Consider the following 20,950-nt stretch of genomic DNA (forward strand, 5'->3'; position numbering starts at 1 on the left):
TCTCAAAGGGCGTTTTCACCGCGCGGGCCGCTAGAACTCCAGGGAGAGACTCAGGTAGGTCTCGGTGGACCGGCGATTGCCCGTCGAGCTGGGGCCATCCACCCGGCTGTCAAACCCGCTGGCGAGCACGTCCTTCACGGACAGGGCCACGGAGGCATGGGGGCCCAGATCACGAGCGATGTTCAGGTCCAGGAAACCGTCTCCGGCGTCAAGGGAGGGGCTGTTCTGCACCGGGTCGTCAAGCCAGTCGATTGACCCATAGTGGTAGTACTCGGCGCTGAGCGTCCAGGGAGCGTCCGGCGTGAACATCACCCCCAGGTTGGCGGTGTGCCCCGGTATGGAATCGGCCTGCGGCCGTGCGTCGGTGTCCACCCCGGATGTGGTCAACAGGGCGAACCCCGCCAGCAGTCGCAGATGCGGCGTGGGCCGATAATCCCATTGGGTTTCCACCCCCTGCAGGGTCAAGCCACCAATGTTGCGAAACTCCCCCTGCGTTTCGAACAGGTGGAAGGAGTCATAGGGTACCTGAATCAGGTCCCGTAGCTGGTTACGAAACAGTTTGACATCGGCGGTCAGCCGGCCATCGGCGAACCGGCCGTGATAGCCCAGTTCGAGGGAATGAATGATCTCCGGTGCAAGACCGCCCTGTGACTCGGCGAGGACTCTTTCATCGCCCGGTCTTGATCGGTCGACGATGCGCAGTTCCTCTTCCGCCAGGCTGGGCGTGCGCGTCGCCCTGGAGGCCACCAGGCGAAGGCTGTGCTCCGGATGGGGCAGGTAGACAAAGGCCGCCCGGGGCATGAGGTTGTCCCCGGTGATGTCGTTGTATTCGTACATGCCGCCCAGATTCACCAGCCATTGGGCCGTGGGCGACCACTCCCAGTGACCGAACACCCGGTAGAAATTATTTTCAATCCATCCCCCATCATCAAAGTAATAGGACGATGCGGAGCGATCCAGTCGTGCACTGCCGCCATACACGATTCGGGCATCGGGAGAGAGTCGGTGGGATGACTCCAGTTCCAGGTCATGACGTTGCGCCCGCGATTCGAGGGTGGCGGTGTTGCGCTGTCCATCCGCGTTCACGGTTTCAAAGTCATCCTCCAGGTCATGGAACTGGAAGTAATACTGAACCCGGTGGGTCGTGTCCGGGTCTCGGTTGTCCTGCAGCTGCAATTGAAGGTGGCCGAAGTCACGGGTGAATTCCCGGTTGGGCTGGGCTCCGATGGCGCCACGCACACCGTCGATACCCTTGCGGGACTGTCCCAGCCCCACCTGGGTGGTGATGCCGATTCCCGGCAGTGCATCCCAGTCGGAGCGGGCGCTGAAGGTATCGATGCGGCGGTGGTCGTTCTTGTCCCGGAAACCATCGTCCTCCTTGCGCTGCATGGCCACCCGATAATGGCTGTGCTCGGTACTGCCGCCATGGCGCCAACGCAGGTCGCGAACCCCGTTGGAGCCCAGCCGGGTGGTCAGCCGGTTGCCCTGGGTTTCGGCCGAGTGCCGCGTGAGGATGTTGATGATGGCGAAAAAGGAGTTGGAGCCGTAGGCGGCGGCGTTGGGGCCGCGGATCACCTCGATGCGTTCGATGTCGTCCGGCGTGAGGTCCAGGATGCCCCATTGGGTGCCGCCGTTGATGGAGGTATAGATGGAGCGGCCATCCACCAGTACCTGAAGTTGCCGGACGAACTGCTCGGAGAACCCGTGATAGGTGACGATGGGGCGTCCGCCATTGGCCGCTCCGATCACGAAACCGGGCGCCATGCGCAACAGTTCATGGATGTCCCGCGCCTGACTGCCGCTGATCCAGTCGCGGTCGATCACCGTGACCGAGGCGGGCGCCTCGATCAGGGGTTGCTGCAGGCGGGTGGCGGTGAGGGCCACGGGCAGGTCCATGAAATAATCCTGCTCGGTGGGCCATGCCTCCTCGCCGAACGCCGGGAGAGAAAGGCTTGCCCCCATCAGGCCCAGACCGGTGAGCCCCATCCAGCGATGTCGGCCCGAAAACGGGCTTGTCCAGCCGTGTTTCGGCGGCGTTTCGAAAGGGGTGTCCGGCATGGTTATAATGGGCCCTGAGTCTCGAGGCGACCTTTTACGATGAATTATCCGACGATGGAATCCTGCGTGGGCAACACGCCCCTGGTACGGCTGCAACGCCTGCCGGGTGACACCTCCAATATCCTGCTGGGCAAGCTGGAGGGTGATAACCCTGCCGGTTCGGTGAAGGATCGCCCGGCCATGAGCATGATTCGCCATGCGGAAGAACGCGGCGACATCCGGCCCGGCGACATCCTCATTGAAGCCACCAGCGGCAATACCGGCATTGCCCTGGCCATGGCCGCCGCCATCCGTGGATACCGGCTGGTGCTTATTATGCCGGAAAACATGAGTTCTGAAAGGCGCGCGACCATGAAGGCCTTTGGCGCCGAGATCGTCCTGGTCACCAAAGGCGAGGGCATGGAGGGTGCGCGGGACCTGGCCCAGCAGATGCAGGCCGAGGGCAAGGGTCGTGTGCTGGATCAGTTTGCCAATGCGGACAATCCCCGCGCCCATTATGAAACCACCGGGCCGGAGCTGTGGCGCGACACCCAGGGGCAGATCACCCATTTTGTCAGTTCCATGGGGACAACCGGGACCATCATGGGGGTATCGCGCTACCTGAAGGAGCAGAATCCGAACATCCAGATCATCGGAGTGCAGCCCACTGAGGGGTCCAGCATCCCGGGCATCCGCCGCTGGCCCGAGGCCTATCTGCCGCGCATCTTTGATCCTGCCGCCGTGGATAGGGTGATCGACGTCTCCCAGGATGAGGCCGAAAAGACCATGCGGCGACTGGCCGCAGAGGAGGGGATCTTTTCGGGTGTCTCCTCCGGGGGCGCCATGGCCGCAGCCTTGAGGCTGTCGGCGGAGCTGGAGAATGCCGTGATCGCGTCCATTGTCTGTGACCGTGGTGACCGCTATATCTCCACCGGCGTGTTTCCCGCATGACGGCCGCTTTTGCGGAACCGGTGATGGTCTTCGACATCGAGACCATCCCCGATGTGGAGGGTGGCCGCAGGATTCATGGTCTGGATGATCTGGATGATGCCAAGGCCGCCAAGGCCCTGTCGCAACTCAGGCTGCAGAAGACCGGTAGTGAGTTTCTGGCCCTCCATCTGCATCGGGTGGTGGCCATCTCCGTGGTGCTGGCCACCCGGGATCAGTTGCGGGTGTGGTCACTGGGCAGCCCGGACTCGGATGAGGCCGAGCTGGTGCGACGCTTCTTCGAGGGCATCGAGCGCTATGGCCCCACCCTGGTCACCTGGAATGGCGGCGGATTCGATCTGCCGGTGCTGCATTATCGCTCGTTGCTTCATAAGGTCTCGGCGCCCCGGTACTGGGATACCGGCGATGACGATCGCAGCTTTCGTTACAACAATTACCTCTCCCGCTTTCACTGGCGCCACGTGGACCTGATGGACGTGCTGGCCGGCTTTCAGATGCGGGCCAATGCGCCCCTGGACGAGATCGCCACCTTGCTGGGTTTCCCCGGCAAGATGGGAATGGACGGGGCCCGCGTGTGGGATACCTGGCTGGCCGGGGATATCAAGGCGATTCGCGATTACTGCGAGACGGACGTGCTCAACACCTACCTGGTCTTTCTGCGCTTTGAGCACCTCAGGGGTCGCCTCAGCGATGAGGGTCTGGCCCGGGAAGAGGGGCGCGTGGCTGAATTGTTGCAAACTTCAGAAGCCTCCCATCTGCAGGCCTTTCACACGGCCTGGCTCGGACATTCCCCGGAATGAGTGCCAGAAAACGCAATAAATTGCCTGACGAGCCCGTTCAGGCCCATATCGATTCCATGACCCACGAAGGGCGCGGTGTCACCCGTGTGGACGGCAAGGCCGTCTTTGTGGACGGCGTGTTACCGGGCGAGACGGTGACTTTTCGTTACACGCGCCGCAGTCGCCGTTATGACGAAGGGCGTGTGGATCAGGTGCTGGAGGCCTCGAATGATCGCGTGGAACCCCGCTGCCCCCATTTTGGGGTTTGTGGCGGGTGTGTGCTCCAGCACATGGATCCCTCAGCCCAGGTGCGGGCCAAGGAGCAGGCCATGCTGGAGAACCTCAAGCATCTTGGCAGCGTGAGCCCGGAACGGGTGCTTCCCGCCATCACCGGCCCCCGGTGGGGTTATCGGCGCAAGGCGCGCCTGGGCGTCAAGCATGTGCCCAAGAAAGGCGGCGTGCTGGTGGGCTTCCGGGAGCGGGGCAGCCCCTATCTGGCCGAACTGGAAGTGTGCCATGTGCTTTATCCGGCGGTGGGTGAGCGCATCATGGAGCTGCGGGCATTGCTCACCGCCATGCAGGCACGGGAGCGGATCCCACAGATCGAGGTCGGGGTGGGGGATGACGATGCGGTGGCCCTGGTGTTCCGTCACCTGGATCCGCTCACCGAGGGAGACCGGGAGCGTTTGAAGGCCTTCGGTCAGGACCATGGCCTGCAGATCTGGCTGCAGCCCGGTGGTCCGGACAGCATCACTCCTCTCTGGCCGGAGTCTCCTGCGGATCTGTGTTTCACTCATCCGGAGGAGAGCCTGCGTATCCCGTTCTCCCCTGTGGATTTCATCCAGGTGAATCGTGATGTGAACCATCGCATGGTGCCTCAGGCCATGGAGCTATTGCAGGTGGCACCGGAGCATGGGGTGCTGGACCTGTTCTGCGGGCTGGGTAACTTCACTTTGCCACTGGCCCGACGGGCTGCCCGGGTGACCGGGGTGGAGGGCGATGCCGCCATGGTGGAACGGGCCCGGGAGAATGCAGTCAAAAATGGCATCCATAACACCCGTTACTTTGCCGCAGACCTGAGTGCGGACCTGGATGGAGCCCCCTGGTTATCCGAACCCATGGATCGCGTGCTGCTGGACCCACCTCGATCCGGTGCCCGGGAGGTGCTGGGGTCGGTGGCGGCCCTGGCGCCTGAACGGATCGTCTATGTCTCGTGTAATCCGGCCACGCTGGCAAGGGACGCCGGTGAACTGGTTCGCGAGCATGGGTATCGACTGGAAGCGGCGGGTGTCATGGACATGTTTCCGCACACGGCTCACGTGGAGTCCATGGCGGCGTTCAGCCGCTGAAAGCGAGGCAGGTCATGATTGATACCACCACCCTGGTTCTGGCCAAGGGCCTGTTGACGGCCGCCATCCTGCTGGGCGGTTGCGCCTGGCAACTCTGGTCGGTCAAGCGGGCATTGAGGGCGCGGAAGGAGGAAAAAGGCTGATGTGACGGGTCAGCCACGCCACCCTCACCCCAACCCCTCTCCCGCCAGCGAGAGAGGGGCGTCAAGGGAGATCCCGGAGCTCAGATGTCCCGCAACAGCTCGTTGATCCCCACCTTGGAGCGGGTCTTCTCATCCACCTTCTTGACGATGACGGCACAGTAAAGGCTGTACTTGCCATCCTTGGAGGGCAGGTTGCCGGAGACCACCACGGAACCGGCCGGGACGCGGCCATAGGTGATCTCGTCCTTCTCCCGGTCGTAAATGCGGGTGCTCTGGCCCAGGTAGACCCCCATGGAGATGACCGAGCCTTCCTCCACGATGACGCCTTCCACCACCTCGGAGCGAGCGCCGATGAAGCAGTTGTCCTCGATGATGGTGGGGGAGGCCTGCAGGGGTTCCAGCACGCCACCGATGCCCACGCCGCCGGACAGATGCACGTTCTTGCCGATCTGTGCACAGGAGCCCACCGTGGCCCACGTGTCCACCATGGTGCCCGTATCCACATAGGCGCCGATATTCACGTAGGAGGGCATCAACACCACGCCCGGGGCGACATAGGAACCCCGGCGGGCAGTTGCCGGCGGCACCACCCGCACGCCACCCTCACGAAATTCCCGTGAGTTCACGTCGCCCCACTTGGAATCCACCTTGTCGTAATAGTTGGTGAAACCACCCTTGATGAACTGGTTGTCATTGATGCGGAAGGACAGCAGCACGGCCTTCTTGAGCCATTCATTGACGACCCACTCACCATCGCGCTTTTCCGCCACCCGGGCCGTGCCCCGGTCCAGCATGTCGATCGCCTCCATCACTGCGTCCCGCAGGCGGGTCTCGGCGTTGCGGGGATTGATCTCCGCGCGTCGCTCGAAGGCGTCTTCGATCAGGGTCTGAATATCACTCATGGAATGTTCCTCTGGTGGTCAAGCCGATTGGTTTGCGGATTCTAAGGGGTGGGGGGTCCCGGTGTCATTGCGCCCGGCAGGGGGCTGACTCCAGGTAACGGCGAATGCGATGGGCGGCGTCGATGCAGTCCTCCAGTGGCGCCACCAGGGCCATGCGGACCCGCCCCTGGCCGGGGTTGCCGGACTCAGTGGCGCGGGAGAGGTAACTCCCTGGCAGCACGGTGATGTGTTCCTGGGCAAACAGTGCCCGCGCGAAGGTTTCGTCATCCCCGGGCGTGCGCGCCCACAGATAGAAACCTGCGTCCGGACGCTGTACATCCATGATGCCATCCAGAATCTCCAGTACCGCGTCGAACTTGCGGGTGTATAGCGCCCTGTTGTCCTTCACGTGGGACTCGTCATTCCATGCGGCGATGCTGGCGGCCTGGGTCGGGGGCGCCATGGCGCAGCCATGGTAGGTGCGATACTGATGAAAGCGATCCAGGATTCGGGCATCCCCGGCCACAAAGCCCGATCTCAGGCCCGGCAGGTTGGAGCGCTTGGACAGGCTGTGGAAGACCACCACACGCTCGAAATTCGGGTCACCGGCCCGGGCCGCGGCGCCCAGCATCCCCGGTGGCGGGTTGGCGTCGGTGAAATGGATCTCCGAATAGCACTCGTCTGCTGCGATGATGAAGTCATGGGCGTGGGCCAGGGCCAGCAGTTGCTGCATGAAGGCTTCATCCATCACGGCGCCACTCGGATTGCCGGGATTGCAGATGTAGAGCAATTGGCAGTCCCGCCATTGATCTTGGGAGATGGTCTCAAGATCAGGCAGGAAACCCTTGTCTGCGCTCAGATTCATGAACAGCGGCCGGGCCCCGGCCAGCAGGGCAGCCCCTTCGTAGATCTGATAGAAGGGATTGGGCATGAGCACCAGGGGGTTGTTACGGGTGCGATCCACCACGCATTGGGCCAGGGCGAACAGGGCCTCCCGGGTGCCGTTCACTGGCAGTACCTGGCGCTCCGGGTCCAGGCTGCCCGTGGGCAACTGGAAGCGTTGCATGGCCCAGTGGCTGATGGCCCGACGCAGTTCCAGCCCGCCACGGGTCACGGGGTAGCGGGCCAGACCCGCCAGGCTGGCCTGCAATGCCTCCAGGGCGATCTCGGGGGCCGGGTGAGCCGGTTCACCGATGGAGAGCGGAATATGGCTCAGATGTGCGGGAGGGGTGATGCCCTGCTTGAGGGCCACAAGCTTCTGAAAAGGGTAGGGTTGCAGGCGATCCAGGTCGGGATTCATGTCTTGGGGGTGCGAAAGGGCGCCATAGTATACGGTAGAAGGCACCAGAGTGAATGGATGCGTCTATACCGCCAATTCCCGGGGAGGAGGGTCCGTCGCGCCAATCTCCAGTGCCTCCCTGAGTCGCGATGCGATCAGCGCCTGGCGTTCGGGGTCACTGATGGGGGTGTCATCCAGATTGGAGATGTAGAAGACGTCATCGGCCTGTTCGCCGGCAGTGGCGATCTTGGCGTTGTGCACCTTCACCTGACAGTCGGTGAGAATGATGCCGATGCGCGAAAGCAGCCCAGGCCGGTCGGCCGTGCTGATCTTGAGCACGGTACGCAGATGATGCGTGTGCGGCGCAAAACTCACCTCGGTGGGTACGTCGAAATGCTTGAGCTGGCGAGGGGTGGAGCGGCGCACCATGTTCGGGCGCCGGTCAGGCTCCTTCAGGCGCTCCTTGAGCAGTCGACCGATCTCCTGAACCCTGAAAGGGTTGTCGATGGGCTGGCCGGTATCCTCCAGGACGAGGAAGGTATCCAGGGTGCGGTGGCTGCTGGTGGTGATGATGCGGGCATCCACGATGTCCAGACCCAGCTGGGTCAGTGCCGTGCTGGTCAGGGCGAACAAATGCGGGTGGTCTTCCGTGTAGAGGAATATCTCGGTACTGCCCCGGGCCGTTTCCTGGCGCACCTGGACCAGGGGCAGGTCCTCTTCGTCCACCTCGTGGATGGCCCGGGTGTGCCAGGCAATCTCATCAGCGGAGTGACGCAGGAAATAGTCCACATCAAAGTCGTTCCAGATGGCGAAACAATGCTCCTCGTCCACGCCCCGGGACTTGAGCAGCTCCAGGGCATGGGTTTGTACCTCGCCCACCAGTTCGTCCTGATCCGGCGGGTTGTCCAGCCCGCGGCGCAGCATGCGCTGGGTGGAGGCATACAGGTTGTTGAGCAGGGAGTTCTTCCAGGAATTCCACAGCTTGGGGTTGGTTCCCCGGATATCCGCCACGGTGAGCAGATACAGATAGTTCAGGCGCATGGTGTTGCCCACCTGGGAGGCGAACTCCATGATGACGTCCGGATCCGAGATGTCCCGTCGCTGGGCAGTGAGGGACATGAGCAGGTGGGCGCGGACCAGCCAGCCCACCAGATTGGCGTCGTACAGGGCGAGTCCGTGGCGCAGGCAGAACTCCCGGGCCTCCTCGGCTCCCAGTTCTGAATGGTCGCCGCCGCGTCCCTTGGCGATGTCGTGGAACAGACCGGCCAGATACAGCAGTTCCGGTTTGGGTATGCGCCGGAAGAGACGTGAGCACTCGGGCAGTTCTTCATCGTGCTCGCTGCTGGCAAAGCGCCGCAGGTTGCGGATGACGGCCAGGGTGTGTTCATCCACCGTGAAGACGTGGAACAGGTCGTACTGCATGCGTCCCACGATCAGGGCAAAGGCGGGCAGATAGGCGGCCAGCACCCCATAGCGGTTCATGCGACGCAACTGCTCCGTCACGCCGTGGGGTTGGCGCAGTATCTCCATGAACAGGCTGCGGCAGGCCAGGTCCTGGCGGAAATTGTCGTCGATCAGACCACGATGGCAGCGGATCTCGCGGATGGTCGAGGCCCGGATCCCCTTGAGGTCCGGGTGCTGCTGGAGTAACAGGAAGACTTCCAGGAGGGCAGGGGGGTACTGGCGGAACACCCGTGGGTGGGTGATCTCCAGGAATCCGCGCCGGGCCTGGAAACGCCGGTTGATGGGCACGATGTCATCATCGGTTTCGTCCAGCAGAATGGCCTCGCTGAAGTGTTGCAAGAGCATCTCATTGAGCCGTTCCAGTTCCATCACGGTGCGGAAGTACTGCTGCATGAACTGCTCCACGGCCAGATTGTGGTCGTGGTCGCTGAAGCCCAGCAGATTGGCCAGGCGGCGCTGGTAGTCAAACAGCAAGCGATCTTCCTTGCGGCCGCTGAGCATGTGCAGTGCAAAGCGCACGCGCCACAGGAAGGCTTGCCCATCCATCAGGTCGTGGTACTCGGCCTGGGTGAGAAAGCCATGGGCCACCAATTCAGCCAGGGCGCTGGAGCCGAAGTGGCGCTGCGTGACCCAGCCGATCATCTGGATGTCGCGCAGGCCTCCCGGGCTCTCCTTGAGATTGGGTTCCAGGCGATAGGCGGTTTCGCCGAAGCGCTGATGGCGGGCCTCCTGTTCGTCCAGCTTGGCGCAGAAAAAGGCCCGACTGTTCCACATGCGCTCCGGGCTGATACGTGACTCCAGTTCGGAAAACAGTGACTCGGGGCCGGTCAGGGGGCGGGATTCAAGCAGGTTGGTGGCCACCGTGATGTCGGCGGCCGCTTCGCGACTGCAGTCCTCCAGGTTACGCACGCTGTGCCCCAACTCCAGGCCGATGTCCCAGAGGAAGGTCACGAATGCGCCCAGGCGTTCCTCGATGCCCGGAGAGATCCCGTTCTGGAAGAGGATCAGGATGTCCACGTCCGATCCTGGATGCAGGTCGCCTCGTCCATAGCCCCCTACCGCAGCCAGGCCCAGCGTCTCTTCCTGATCCAGGGCCATGCCGGCCCAAGCGCTGATCAGCAGTCGATCCATGGTGGCAGCGCGTGCCTGCACCAGGTCGGTGACATCGCAGCCCTCGGCAAAGGCCGTTTCCAGCGTCAGGCGCACATGGTTGAGGGCATCCACGTAGGTCTGTTTGTCCGGCGGGGAGTGAGCACGCAGGCGCTGCTCCTGCGACTCCCAGTCCAGGCGCTGTTGAATGGATTCCGGCAAGGGCCTCAATGCGGACATGGGACTGCCCTCAGCTGGCGCGCTCGTCCTTGCGCAGAGTCAGAATCTCGTGGCCGTCTTCGGTCACCAGGATGGTGTGCTCCCACTGGGCCGACAGGCTGTGGTCCTTCGTGACCACTGTCCAGCCGTCGGCCAGCAGACGGGTGTGACGCTTGCCGATATTCACCATGGGTTCGATGGTGAAGGTCATGCCTGGCTGCAGTTCCATGCCTTCTCCAGGGGTGCCGAAATGCAGCACCTGGGGGTCTTCATGGAACTCCCGGCCAATGCCGTGACCGCAGTACTCGCGCACCACGCTGCATCGTTCGGCTTCGGCGTAGGTCTGCACCGCATGACCGATATCACCCAGGCGGGCCCCGGGGCGCACCATCCGGATGCCCCGCCACAGCGCCTCATGGGCGATGTCCACCACGCGCTGCGCCTTCACCGAGGGCTTGCCGATGACGAACATGCGACTGGTATCCCCATGGTAGCCGTCATGGATCACGGTGATGTCGATATTCAGGATGTCGCCGTCCTTGAGGCGGCGTTCACCGGGGATGCCATGGCAAACCTGGTGGTTCAGTGAGGTGCAGATGGAACGGGGAAAGCCCCGGTAATTCAGCGGCGCGGGCGTCGCCTTCTGTACGTTGACAATGTGCTGGTGACAGAGTTCGTCCAGTTCGCCGGTGCTGATCCCGGCCTGCACATGGGGCGCGATCATCTCCAGAACTTCGGCGGCCATGCGGCCGGCCACGCGCATTTTTTCGATCTCTTCCGGGGTCTTGATGGATACGGGCATCAGGTGGGGTCCACGGCGGGTTGGGACGCGCTATGCGTTTGTTGTGAAAGACCGTTTATGGTATAAAGCGCCCGCGCTCCATGCAAACCAGACCGCCGGGAGCGTCCACTCTATCGAATCCACACATACGCCGTCACGCATGGCTGGGTGCCCTTGGTGGGTTGCCATGCGGGGCGTATGGAGGCTCAACCCTCGGGAGAATCATCATGCCTAACGTGACCATGCGTCAGATGCTCGAAGCGGGCGTCCACTTCGGACACCAAACCCGTTACTGGAACCCGAAGATGGATCAGTACATCTTCGGTCACCGCAACAAGATTCACATCATCAACCTCGAAAAGACGGTTCCGTGCTTCAACGATGCGATGAACTACCTGGGCAAGATGGCCGCCAATGGTGGCAACATCATGTTCGTGGGGACCAAGCGTTCCGCTCGTGATCTGGTGGCCGAGCACGCCAGACGCTGCAAGATGCCCTTTGTGAACCACCGCTGGCTGGGTGGCATGCTCACCAACTTCAAGACCGTGCGCCAGTCCATCCGCCGCCTCAAGGACCTGGAGGCCATGCAGGAAGACGGTAGCCTGCGGGTGCTGAACAAGAAGGAAGCCCTGATGCGCACCCGCGAGATGGAAAAGCTCGACCGCAGCCTGGGCGGCATCAAGGATATGCCGGGCCTGCCCGACGCCCTGTTCGTGATCGACGTGGGCTACGAGCGCATCGCCATCAGCGAAGCCCGCAAGCTGGGCATTCCCGTCGTGGCCGTGGTGGACAGCAACAACTCCCCCGATGGCGTGGACTATGTGATCCCCGGCAACGATGATGCCATGCGGGCCATCCAGCTGTATGTCAGCGCCGCTGCCGATGCCATCAACGATGCCCGGAGCGTGGCCCGTGCCGGCGCCGGCGACGAGTTCGTCGAGGTGAAGGACGAAGCGCCTGCCCCGGCCGCCCAACCCGCGGAAGCCCCCGAAGCCGGACAGGCTGAGGCCAGGTAACTCTTTCCAGACCCCGCCGATGCCCAGACGGCATCGGTGGGGCGCTGCAAACGAATCTTCAGGAGTATCCCCATGCAGATTACCGCATCCATGGTCAAAGAACTGCGCGAGACCACCGGCGCAGGCATGATGGAGTGCAAGAAGGCCCTGACCGCGGCCAATGGAGACATGGAAGCCGCCATCGAACAGATGCGCAAGTCCGGTGCCGCCAAGGCCGTCAAGAAGGCGGACCGTGTCGCTGCCGAAGGGCAGGTGATGGTGGCCAGTTCCGATGATCATCGTCGCGCCGTCATCGTCGAAGTCAACTGCGAAACCGACTTCGTGGCCAAGGACGAAAACTTCAACTCCTTTGTGACCCAGGTCGCCGAACAGGCATTGGCGCAGCAGCCCGCCGATGTGGACGCCCTGATGGCGCTGTCCGGCGCCGAAGGCAGCCTGGAGGAGACCCGTGCAGCCCTGGTGGCCAAGATTGGTGAGAACGTCCAGGTGCGCCGTTTCGAACTTTTCGCCAGCGAAGATGGTGAACTGGCCCATTATCTCCATGGCACCCGCATCGGTGTGGTGGTGGAAATGGTGGGTGGCAATCAGGACCTGGCCCGCGACGTGGCCATGCATATCGCCGCCAGCCACCCCGTGTGCGTTGACGAAAGCCAGGTGCCTCAGGATCTTCTGAAAAAGGAAGAGGCCGTGTTCCGTGCTCAGGCCGAAGAAAGTGGCAAGCCCGCCGAGATCATCGACAAGATGATCACCGGTCGCATGAAGAAGTATCTGGGCGAGGTCACCCTCCTGGGCCAGCCCTTCGTCAAGGATCCCGATCAGACCGTGGGTCAGATGCTCAAGGCCGCCGGTGCTCAGGTACGCCAGTTCGCCCGTTTCGAAGTGGGTGAGGGTATCGAGAAGAAGACGGAAAACTTCGCTGAAGAGGTCATGGCCCAGGCGAAGGGCTCCTGATATTGTTCTAGACAACACCGCCCCAGAACCCGGGGCTCACTGGCCCCGGGGACCGACAATCCAGCCATCAAGGTTACCCATGACTGACGACACCCGCCCTGCCTACAAGCGAATCCTGCTGAAGCTGAGCGGCGAGGCCCTGATGGGGGATCTGGAGTACGGCATCTGTCCGAACGTGCTGGGGCGAGTGGCTCGCGAAGTGGCCGAACTGAGCCGCCTCGGTATCGAAGTGGCCATCGTCATTGGGGGTGGCAACATCTTCCGGGGGGCAGGGATGGCCCAGGCTGGCATGGATCGGGTGAGTGCCGATCACATGGGCATGCTGGCCACCGTGATGAACGGCCTGGCCATGCAGGATGCCCTGGAACGGGTGGGCAAATTCTGCCGGGTGATGTCGGCGCTCAAGATCAATCAGGTCTGCGAGGACTACATTCGCCGCCGCGCGGTGCGTCATCTGGAAAAAGGGCGCATTGTCGTGTTTGCCGCCGGTACCGGCAATCCCTTCTTCACCACCGATACCGCTGCCAGCCTGCGTGCCATCGAGATGAACTGCGATGTCATGATCAAGGCCACCAAGGTGGACGGTGTCTATGATTCCGATCCCATGCGCCATCCCGAAGCCAAACGCTACGATCGGCTCACCTTTGACGAAGTCCTCACGGCGCGTCTGGGGGTCATGGATGCCACGGCCATCGTCATGTGTCGGGATAACGATATGCCCCTTCGGGTGATCAATATATTCAAGGAAGGGGAACTCATGCGACTCGTCATGGGCGAGCGCGTGGGCACCCTGGTCGAGAGAGGTTGAGTGACATGCTTGATGCCATAAAAGACGATGCTTCCACCCGCATGGGTAAGAGTATTGATTCCCTGCGGCTGGAAATGGCCAAGATCCGCACCGGCCGTGCCCAAACCAGCCTGCTGGACCACGTTCAGGTGGAATACTACGGTAGCGAAGTGCCCATCAACCAGGTGGCCAACGTCAACGTGGAAGACGCCCGTACCCTGACCGTGACACCCTGGGAACGGGATATGGTGAGCAAGGTGGAAAAGGCCATCATGAATTCGGATCTGGGCCTGAACCCTTCCTCCGTGGGCACCGTGATCCGCGTGCCGATGCCGGCCCTGACCGAGGAACGACGCAAGGACCTGGTGAAGGTGGTGCGCCACGAGGCGGAGAACGCCCGGGTGGCGATCCGCAACATCCGGCGGGACGCGAACAGCGATCTCAAGGCCCTGCTCAAGGACAAGTCCATCACCGAGGACGATGATCGCCAGGGCCAGGAGATCATCCAGAAACTGACCGATCAGCACATTGCTGAAGTGGACAAGGTGCTGGCCCAGAAAGAAAAAGAACTCATGGCCATTTGATTTCCACGGATGGATATCAAGACGCAGTGAGCCAATCTCCCGTGAATGCCGCGGGCACGCCGCGCCATGTGGCCATCATCATGGATGGCAATGGACGGTGGGCCCGCTCCCGCTTGCTTCCCCGGACAGAAGGTCATCGTCAGGGTGTGAACGCTGCCCGGATGGCGGTGCGTTACTGCGCCCAGCAGGGCGTCCGGGTTCTGACCCTGTTCGCCTTCAGCAGCGAGAACTGGCGTCGCCCACGTCAGGAGGTGGGCACGCTGATGGATCTGTTCGTGGGTTCCATCGGCCGCGAGGTACCGGAACTGGTGGAGAAGGGCATTCGCCTTCGCTTCATTGGCGATCGCACCACCTTCTCCGCCAAGCTCCAGGCGCGCATGGCCGATGCCGAGGAGCGTACCCGGAGCAATGAGCGTATGGAGCTGGTGGTGGCGGTCAGCTACGGCGGGCGCTGGGACATCGCCAACGCCGCTGCGGCGCTGGCTGAACGGGTGCGCCGCGGGGAGCTTGAACCGGAGCAGATCACCCCCGAAGTCATGGACAGGCATTTGTCCACAGCGGGTCTGCCTGAGCCGGATCTGTTCGTGCGTACCGGAGGCGAACAGCGCGTCAGTAATTTCCTGTTATGGCAGCTGGCTTACACCGAGCTGTTCTTTACCGATGTGCTCTGGCCGGATTTCGACGAAGATGAATTGGGTCGGGCCTTTGAATACTTCGCCGGGCGTCAGCGGCGCTTCGGGCATATCCAGGAACAGGTCGTGGGGACGGGGGATGCTTAAACAACGAGTGATGACCGGCGTGATCCTGGCGGCGGCCGTCGTGGCGGCCGTGTTGCTGCTGCCCAATTCCGTCTTCGCGGTGGTCATGCTGGCGGTGACGCTGCTAGGCGCTTGGGAATGGAGTCGTCTGTGCGGGCTCGATGAAACCCGGGTGCGCGCCGCCTACGTGGGAGGCCTGGCCGTTCTGGGAGGCATCACCTGGTGGCTGGTCTTCGTGCAGGTGCATCTCTGGCCCGTGGCCATTGGAGTCATCTGGTGGGTCTGCGTGCTGGTGATGCTGGCCCTCTACGAGCCAGGGTCCGGGGAGCGTCGGGCCCTGCGTCGGTACGGGCTGGCCTTGGCAGGGGCGTTGACCCTGATCCCCGCCTGGGCCGCATTGGTCTGGTTTCATCAAGTCCAGCCGCTTCTTGTGCTGTATCTGGTGTTGCTCACTGCCACCGCCGATACGGCGGCCTACTTCACGGGAAAGCGCTTCGGTCGGGTGAAGCTGGCACCGTCCATCAGTCCCGGCAAGACCCGGGAGGGCCTGCTCGGGGCCATCGCCGCCATCGTGCCCTTTGGTTTGCTGGGTGCCTGGGGCTTCGGTGTGGAACCCGGGTTGTGGTTTTATTTCGTGGCCCTGTGTGTGATCACTGCTTTGATTTCGGTGGCTGGCGATCTATTCGAGAGCCTGGTCAAGCGGGAGGCGGGAGCCAAGGACAGCGGTACCCTGTTGCCGGGGCATGGTGGGATAATGGATCGCATCGACAGCCTCACGGCCGCAGCGCCGGTCTTCCTGATCGGTCTCTTGTGGGCCGGAATTATGGCAAGATAGCGCTCGGCGAGGGACCGGGATTTCTCCAATCACCCGATCCCTGGCCTCGCACACGCCGGCGGTATCCGTCCGCGTCAACCTGACTGTATGAGTACCGGGAGTCTTTCCATGGCTGCTTCCCCCAAGGGCGTGACCGTTCTCGGCGCCACCGGAACCATCGGCGTCAACACCCTGGACGTGATGGCGCGCCATCCCCAACTCTATCGGGCCGTGGCCCTCACGGCCAACGGTAATGTGGAGCGCCTGGTGGAACAATGCCGCGCCCATCGACCCGCCTATGCCGTGGTGGCCGATCCCCAACACGAAGGCGCCCTGGCCGCCGGATTGAAGGCGGCCGGGCTGGACACCGAAGCCCTGTCGGGGCCCGAAGCCCTGGCGCATGTGGCCGCTCTGCCGGAAACGGATTATGTGATGGCAGCCATTGTGGGCGGTGCCGGCCTGCTACCCTCCCTGGCCGCGGCTCGGGCGGGTAAACGGGTGCTGCTGGCCAACAAGGAGGCCCTGGTCATGTCCGGGCGCATCTTCATGGACCAGATCCGTCAAAGCGGCGCAGAACTGCTGCCCATCGACAGTGAGCACAACGCCATCTTCCAGTGCATGCCGGGCGACTTCGATCGAGGTCTGGGGCGTGTCGGCGTGGAACGCATTCTGCTGACCGCGTCCGGTGGCCCCTTCCGTGCCTATGCCGCGTCGGATCTGGAGGCTGTGACCCCGGAGCAGGCCTGCGCGCATCCCAACTGGGTGATGGGGCGCAAGATCTCGGTGGATTCCGCCTCCATGATGAACAAGGGACTTGAACTGATCGAGGCCTGCTGGCTGTTCGATACCAAGCCGGACAAGGTGGAGGTGGTACTGCATCCCCAGAGCGTGATTCACTCCATGGTGTCCTATGTGGATGGCTCGGTACTGGCACAGCTGGGCAACCCCGATATGCGCACACCCATCGCCCATGCACTGGCCTGGCCGGAACGCATTGCCTCCGGTGTGGATCCCCTGGATATCGTGCAGGTGGCCCGGCTGGATTTCGAACGACCCGACATGGATCGCTTCCCGTGCCTGCGCCTGGCCTACGAATCCTTCGAGGCGGGGGGCACTGCCACGGCCATCCTCAACGCGGCCAACGAAGTGGCGGTGGAATCCTTCCTGGAGGCACGCATTCGCTTCACGGACATTCCCCGGGTGATATCCCACTGCCTTGAGACCATGGAACTGGGCACGGCGGATACCCTGGAGGAGGTCCTGGCGGCCGATGAGGCGGCTCGCGCCGTGGCCCGTGCGGTTGTCACGGCAGGTGGTCTTGGCCGGCGGGTCACCGCCTGATGACCTTCTTGATCAGCGTTCTGGCCTTTGTGGTGGCCATCGGGGTGCTGGTCACCGTGCATGAGTTCGGCCACTACTGGGTGGCGCGTCGCTGCGGTGTGAAGGTGCTGCGTTTCTCCGTGGGTTTCGGCCGCCCTCTTTGGAGACGGGTGGCTGGCAAGGACCGCACCGAATACGTGATTGCCGCGATCCCCCTGGGGGGGTACGTGAAGATGCTGGACGAGCGTGAGGAGCCTGTTGCCGAGAAGGACCTGCCTCGTGCCTTCAATCGCCAGAACGTCTGGCGTCGCATCGCCATCGTGATTGCCGGGCCCACCGCCAATTTCCTCTTCGCCATTGCCGCCTTCACCCTGATGTTCATCGTTGGGGTCTCGGGGGTGAAGCCGTTGGTGGGTGAGGTGATGCCAGGGTCCCTGGCAGAACAGGCGGGCTTTGAACGCCAGGATGAGATCCTGCGGGTGGAAGACAAATCCACGCCCACCTGGGAACTCGTGGCCCTGAATCTGCTCGAAAAAGGCCTGGATGCCCGTGAGGTTGATGTGCTGGTGCGCACGGCCGGGGGGCAGGAAGTGTGGCGGACGCTGGATCTCACCGATCGGCGTCAATTGCTGGCGGATGGGCCGCTGCTGGATAAACTGGGAATGGAAGTCTGGCGGCCCTGGTCCGAGCCGGTCTTTGGTGAGGTACTGGCGGATGGGGCGGCTGAACGTGCCGGCGTACGACCCGGGGACCGCATCCTGAGCGTGAACGGTGAATCCATTTCCAGTTGGCAGGCCTGGGTGGAGTATGTCCGGGCGCGTCCTGACGAAACACTGGAGGTTCGCCTGCAGAGGAATGGATCTCCCATCACGCTCACGTTGCGGACCGAGGTCCGCAACGACGGAGAAGAGCGGATCGGTCAGATCGGCGCCTGGCCCCGCATGGACGATGAGGCGGTCGAGGCCATGCAGCGGCAGGTGCGCTACGGGCCTTTCACCGCCATTGCCCTGGGTCTGGAACGGACATGGGATATGTCGGTGCTGACCCTGCGGGTGATGTGGCGTCTGATCACGGGGGAGGCCGCAGCCAGCAACATCGCTGGCCCGGTGGGCATTGCCGAATATGCCGGCGTGAGTGCGGTCATCGGCTTTTCCGCATTCCTGAGTTTTCTGGCCATCGTCAGTCTCAGCCTGGGCATCATCAATCTGCTGCCCATACCGATACTGGATGGGGGGCACTTGCTGTATTACCTAGTGGAGATCATCAAGGGCAGTCCGGTCTCACAAACGGTGGAGGCCATCGGTCAGCGCATCGGCCTGGTGATGATTGCCATGCTGATGTCACTGGCCCTTTACAACGATTTCATGCGAATCCTGGGTTGAATCTGAATGTTTCTTGAGGTGCGACGTCTGATCGCCGGCACGGGCCTGGCCATTGCCCTGGCCAGTACCCCCACCATCCTGCATGCCAGCAATGAGCGGTTTGTCATTGAGGATATCGAAGTGGAGGGTCTGCAGCGCATCGCTGCCGGCACCGTTTTCAGCTACCTGCCGGTGGGTGTGGGGGATTCCTTCGATGAGGCCCAGAGTGCCGAGGTGATCCGTGCCCTGTATCGTACCGGCTTCTTCTCGGACGTTTCGCTGCTGCGGCGTGACGGGGTGCTGGTGGTGATGGTGGAAGAGCGCCCGGCCATCAACGAGATTCGCATCAGTGGCAACCGGGACATCAAGACCGATCAATTGATGGATGCCCTGCAGCAGGTGGGCATGGCCCGCGGCCGCGTGTTCAACCGCAGCGTGCTCGAGCGGATGGAGAACGAGTTGCTGCAGCAGTATTTTGCCCGAGGCAAGTACAACGTCCAGGTGGATGTGGAAGTGGACGAGCTGCCCCGCAACCGCGTGGATGTGGTCATTGATATTGCCGAAGGTCGGGTGGCCCGTATCCAGCAGATCAATCTGGTGGGTAACGAGACCTATACCGACCGGGAGCTGACCCGCCGTTTTGATTCCGGGGCGCCACCCTGGTACAACCCCTTCAGCCGACGTGACCATTATTCCCGCCAGCGCCTGTCGGGGGATCTGGAGGAGTTGCGTTCCCGCTATCTGGATTCGGGTTTCGTGAATTTCAATATTGACTCCACGCAGGTCACGCTCACCCCGGATCGCAAGGACATCTACGTCACCATCAATATCGATGAGGGTGATCAATACTCCATCAGCGAAGTGAGTCTGGCAGGCGACCTGGTGGTCAGCGAGGAAGAGCTTCGTGAGTTGCTGGACATCCAGCCCGGGGACACCTTTTCCCGCAGCCGCATCACCCGCAGTGCCAACGCCATCAGCGACCGTCTGGGCGATGAGGGCCATGCGTTCGCCAACGTGAATCCCATCCCCGAACTGGATGAGGAGAATCAGACGGTGGCGCTGACCTTTTTCGTGGACCCCGGGCAACGGGTGTACGTGCGGCGCATCAATTTCAGCGGTAACACCCGTACCCGGGATGAAGTCTTCCGCCGCGAGATGCGACAGATGGAGGGGGGCTGGTATTCCGCATCCAACGTGGATCGCTCCCAGGTGCGTCTGCAGCGGCTCTCGTATGTGGAAAACGTGAATGTGGAAACCCGCCGCGTTCCCGGCACGGAGGATCAGGTGGATCTGGACATCACCGTGCGCGAGCGCCTGTCGGGCAACTTCATGGTGGGTGCGGGTTATTCCCAGAGCCAGGGGGTTCTGTTCAACACCAGTCTCTCCCAGGAAAACTTCTTCGGTACGGGTAACCGGGTCTCCCTGGCCGTGAATACCAGCCGGGTGAGCACCCTGTACAGCCTCTCCTATACCAACCCCTATTACACCATTGACGGCGTCAGCCGGGGCTTCAATATCTTCTATCGGGAAACGGATGCCTTCCGGGCTGACATCTCCCGTTACTCATCCAACCGGTTCGGGGCCAATGTCACTTATGGCATCCCGCTGACCGAGTACAACACCTTCCGGATCACGCCCGGGTTCGAGAGCGTGGAGATTCTCACCTCGGACAACACGCCCGACGAGATCTTCGACTATCTGGAGACCGAGGGGGATCGGTTCGACCTTTACACCCTGACGACCAGCCTCAGTCACGATACCCGTAACCGCACGGTGTTCGCGGAGAAGGGCAATCTGCAACGGGGCACGCTGGAATTCTCCCTGCCCGGTAGCGATCTGGAATATTACAAGATCGACTACCGTAACCAGCTGTTCGTGCCGGTGCGGGATAACCTCACCTTCAAGCTCTCCGGAGAGGTGGCGTATGGGGAGTCTTACGGGGATACGTCGGATTTGCCGTTCTTCGAGAAGTATTTTGCCGGCGGTACGCGCTCCGTGCGTGGCTACCGGGATCTCAGCCTGGGCCCCCGTGACAGCCGCGATGACCCCTTCGGCGGCAACTTCCGGGTGCTGGGCGGGGCCGAGTTGATCTTCCCGCCGCCCTTCATGGAGGAGGCGCCCAACGTCCGCATGAGTCTGTTCCTGGATGCAGGGCAGGTCTATCCCAGCTACGATGACTTCAAGGCGGACGAGATCCGTGCCTCGGTGGGCGTCGGCATGACCTGGTTGTCGCCGGTGGGCGCGTTGACTTTCAGTCTGGCCGAGGCGTTAAATGACGAGCCTGGTGACCGCCTGCAGTCGTTCCAGTTCAACATTGGCGCCTCCTTCTGAGATCCGGTGGACCCACTGCACGGGCGTCCCCATAGCCGCGGAGAAAGGGTTTGAAGAGT

Annotated in this window: 18 protein-coding genes; 13 read left to right on the top strand and 5 right to left on the bottom strand. The window is 62.4% G+C overall.

Annotated features, from left to right (window positions below; translation table 11 throughout):
- Positions 1 to 30: 30 nt before the first annotated feature.
- A complete protein-coding gene (locus ECTHA_RS0100375; RefSeq protein WP_084306564.1) occupies positions 31 to 2,058 on the bottom strand; it encodes a TonB-dependent receptor plug domain-containing protein in 2,028 nt (675 codons plus the stop codon).
- Between the two features lie 39 nt (positions 2,059 to 2,097).
- On the opposite strand from ECTHA_RS0100375, the gene cysM reads away from it, so the two are divergent.
- From cysM to ECTHA_RS20475, 4 genes are read left to right on the top strand one after another with little or no spacing between them, the layout of a single operon-like run.
- Positions 2,098 to 2,988, top strand: a complete 891-nt coding sequence (cysM, locus tag ECTHA_RS0100380; RefSeq protein WP_025281065.1) for a cysteine synthase CysM — start codon at positions 2,098 to 2,100, stop codon at positions 2,986 to 2,988.
- Entirely contained in the window at positions 2,985 to 3,785 is an 801-nt protein-coding gene (locus tag ECTHA_RS0100385; RefSeq protein ID WP_025281066.1) for a 3'-5' exonuclease, read from the top strand. Before cysM ends, ECTHA_RS0100385 begins: the two co-directional genes overlap by 4 nt.
- Positions 3,782 to 5,113 (top strand): 23S rRNA (uracil(1939)-C(5))-methyltransferase RlmD, encoded by a 1,332-nt coding sequence (gene rlmD, locus ECTHA_RS0100390; protein ID WP_025281067.1) that lies wholly within the window; start codon positions 3,782 to 3,784, stop codon positions 5,111 to 5,113. Before ECTHA_RS0100385 ends, rlmD begins: the two co-directional genes overlap by 4 nt.
- A 14-nt stretch (positions 5,114 to 5,127) precedes the next feature.
- Entirely contained in the window at positions 5,128 to 5,256 is a 129-nt protein-coding gene (locus ECTHA_RS20475) for a hypothetical protein (RefSeq protein WP_275259890.1), read from the top strand.
- A gap of 80 nt (positions 5,257 to 5,336) precedes the next feature.
- Here ECTHA_RS20475 and dapD read toward each other — a convergent pair whose 3' ends face one another.
- From dapD to map, 4 genes are all read right to left on the bottom strand, one after another.
- Positions 5,337 to 6,158: a 2,3,4,5-tetrahydropyridine-2,6-dicarboxylate N-succinyltransferase gene (dapD, locus tag ECTHA_RS0100400; RefSeq protein ID WP_025281068.1), complete on the bottom strand. Its 822-nt coding sequence runs from the start codon at positions 6,156 to 6,158 to the stop codon at positions 5,337 to 5,339.
- A 64-nt stretch (positions 6,159 to 6,222) separates the two neighbouring features.
- Positions 6,223 to 7,437, bottom strand: coding sequence for a succinyldiaminopimelate transaminase (gene dapC, locus ECTHA_RS0100405; protein ID WP_025281069.1), 1,215 nt, complete (start codon positions 7,435 to 7,437; stop codon positions 6,223 to 6,225).
- A 63-nt stretch (positions 7,438 to 7,500) separates the two neighbouring features.
- On the bottom strand, positions 7,501 to 10,209 hold the full coding sequence (glnD, locus tag ECTHA_RS0100410; protein ID WP_025281070.1) for a [protein-PII] uridylyltransferase: 2,709 nt from the start codon (positions 10,207 to 10,209) through the stop codon (positions 7,501 to 7,503).
- A 10-nt stretch (positions 10,210 to 10,219) separates the two neighbouring features.
- Positions 10,220 to 10,990 carry a type I methionyl aminopeptidase gene (gene map, locus ECTHA_RS0100415; protein ID WP_025281071.1) on the bottom strand — a complete coding sequence of 257 codons (771 nt, stop codon included), beginning with the start codon at positions 10,988 to 10,990 and terminating at the stop codon, positions 10,220 to 10,222.
- Between the two features lie 206 nt (positions 10,991 to 11,196).
- On the opposite strand from map, the gene rpsB reads away from it, so the two are divergent.
- From rpsB to bamA, 9 genes are all read left to right on the top strand, one after another.
- Positions 11,197 to 11,985, top strand: a complete 789-nt coding sequence (gene rpsB / locus ECTHA_RS0100420; RefSeq protein WP_025281072.1) for a 30S ribosomal protein S2 — start codon at positions 11,197 to 11,199, stop codon at positions 11,983 to 11,985.
- A 72-nt stretch (positions 11,986 to 12,057) separates the two neighbouring features.
- Entirely contained in the window at positions 12,058 to 12,936 is an 879-nt protein-coding gene (tsf, locus tag ECTHA_RS0100425) for a translation elongation factor Ts (RefSeq protein ID WP_025281073.1), read from the top strand.
- A 79-nt stretch (positions 12,937 to 13,015) separates the two neighbouring features.
- Entirely contained in the window at positions 13,016 to 13,744 is a 729-nt protein-coding gene (gene pyrH / locus ECTHA_RS0100430) for a UMP kinase (RefSeq protein WP_025281074.1), read from the top strand.
- Between the two features lie 5 nt (positions 13,745 to 13,749).
- Positions 13,750 to 14,307: a ribosome recycling factor gene (gene frr / locus ECTHA_RS0100435; protein WP_025281075.1), complete on the top strand. Its 558-nt coding sequence runs from the start codon at positions 13,750 to 13,752 to the stop codon at positions 14,305 to 14,307.
- Between the two features lie 26 nt (positions 14,308 to 14,333).
- A complete protein-coding gene (gene uppS / locus ECTHA_RS0100440) occupies positions 14,334 to 15,086 on the top strand; it encodes a polyprenyl diphosphate synthase (RefSeq protein WP_026623407.1) in 753 nt (250 codons plus the stop codon).
- Complete coding sequence (locus tag ECTHA_RS0100445; protein ID WP_025281077.1) at positions 15,079 to 15,900, top strand: phosphatidate cytidylyltransferase; 822 nt, start codon at positions 15,079 to 15,081, stop codon at positions 15,898 to 15,900. The genes uppS and ECTHA_RS0100445 overlap by 8 nt, the downstream gene beginning before the upstream one ends.
- Before the next feature lie 108 nt (positions 15,901 to 16,008).
- On the top strand, positions 16,009 to 17,220 hold the full coding sequence (gene ispC, locus ECTHA_RS0100450) for a 1-deoxy-D-xylulose-5-phosphate reductoisomerase (RefSeq protein ID WP_025281078.1): 1,212 nt from the start codon (positions 16,009 to 16,011) through the stop codon (positions 17,218 to 17,220).
- Entirely contained in the window at positions 17,220 to 18,581 is a 1,362-nt protein-coding gene (gene rseP, locus ECTHA_RS0100455; protein WP_026623409.1) for an RIP metalloprotease RseP, read from the top strand. The genes ispC and rseP overlap by 1 nt, the downstream gene beginning before the upstream one ends.
- Before the next feature lie 6 nt (positions 18,582 to 18,587).
- Positions 18,588 to 20,891, top strand: a complete 2,304-nt coding sequence (bamA, locus tag ECTHA_RS0100460) for an outer membrane protein assembly factor BamA (RefSeq protein ID WP_029762303.1) — start codon at positions 18,588 to 18,590, stop codon at positions 20,889 to 20,891.
- Positions 20,892 to 20,950 lie beyond the last annotated feature (59 nt).

Source organism: Ectothiorhodospira haloalkaliphila ATCC 51935 (assembly GCF_000633935.1).
Taxonomy (GTDB): Bacteria; Pseudomonadota; Gammaproteobacteria; order Ectothiorhodospirales; family Ectothiorhodospiraceae; genus Ectothiorhodospira; species Ectothiorhodospira haloalkaliphila.

Bases quoted from the DNA above. Each gene is read 5' to 3' on its own strand.
- ECTHA_RS0100375 (WP_084306564.1), bottom strand. From the start codon at position 2,058: ATGCCGGACACCCCTTTCGAAACGCCGCCGAAACACGGCTGGACAAGC.
- cysM (WP_025281065.1), top strand. From the start codon at position 2,098: ATGAATTATCCGACGATGGAATCCTGCGTGGGCAACACGCCCCTGGTA.
- ECTHA_RS0100385 (WP_025281066.1), top strand. From the start codon at position 2,985: ATGACGGCCGCTTTTGCGGAACCGGTGATGGTCTTCGACATCGAGACC.
- rlmD (WP_025281067.1), top strand. From the start codon at position 3,782: ATGAGTGCCAGAAAACGCAATAAATTGCCTGACGAGCCCGTTCAGGCC.
- ECTHA_RS20475 (WP_275259890.1), top strand. From the start codon at position 5,128: ATGATTGATACCACCACCCTGGTTCTGGCCAAGGGCCTGTTGACGGCC.
- dapD (WP_025281068.1), bottom strand. From the start codon at position 6,158: ATGAGTGATATTCAGACCCTGATCGAAGACGCCTTCGAGCGACGCGCG.
- dapC (WP_025281069.1), bottom strand. From the start codon at position 7,437: ATGAATCCCGACCTGGATCGCCTGCAACCCTACCCTTTTCAGAAGCTT.
- glnD (WP_025281070.1), bottom strand. From the start codon at position 10,209: ATGTCCGCATTGAGGCCCTTGCCGGAATCCATTCAACAGCGCCTGGAC.
- map (WP_025281071.1), bottom strand. From the start codon at position 10,990: ATGCCCGTATCCATCAAGACCCCGGAAGAGATCGAAAAAATGCGCGTG.
- rpsB (WP_025281072.1), top strand. From the start codon at position 11,197: ATGCCTAACGTGACCATGCGTCAGATGCTCGAAGCGGGCGTCCACTTC.
- tsf (WP_025281073.1), top strand. From the start codon at position 12,058: ATGCAGATTACCGCATCCATGGTCAAAGAACTGCGCGAGACCACCGGC.
- pyrH (WP_025281074.1), top strand. From the start codon at position 13,016: ATGACTGACGACACCCGCCCTGCCTACAAGCGAATCCTGCTGAAGCTG.
- frr (WP_025281075.1), top strand. From the start codon at position 13,750: ATGCTTGATGCCATAAAAGACGATGCTTCCACCCGCATGGGTAAGAGT.
- ECTHA_RS0100445 (WP_025281077.1), top strand. From the start codon at position 15,079: ATGCTTAAACAACGAGTGATGACCGGCGTGATCCTGGCGGCGGCCGTC.
- ispC (WP_025281078.1), top strand. From the start codon at position 16,009: ATGGCTGCTTCCCCCAAGGGCGTGACCGTTCTCGGCGCCACCGGAACC.
- rseP (WP_026623409.1), top strand. From the start codon at position 17,220: ATGACCTTCTTGATCAGCGTTCTGGCCTTTGTGGTGGCCATCGGGGTG.
- bamA (WP_029762303.1), top strand. From the start codon at position 18,588: ATGTTTCTTGAGGTGCGACGTCTGATCGCCGGCACGGGCCTGGCCATT.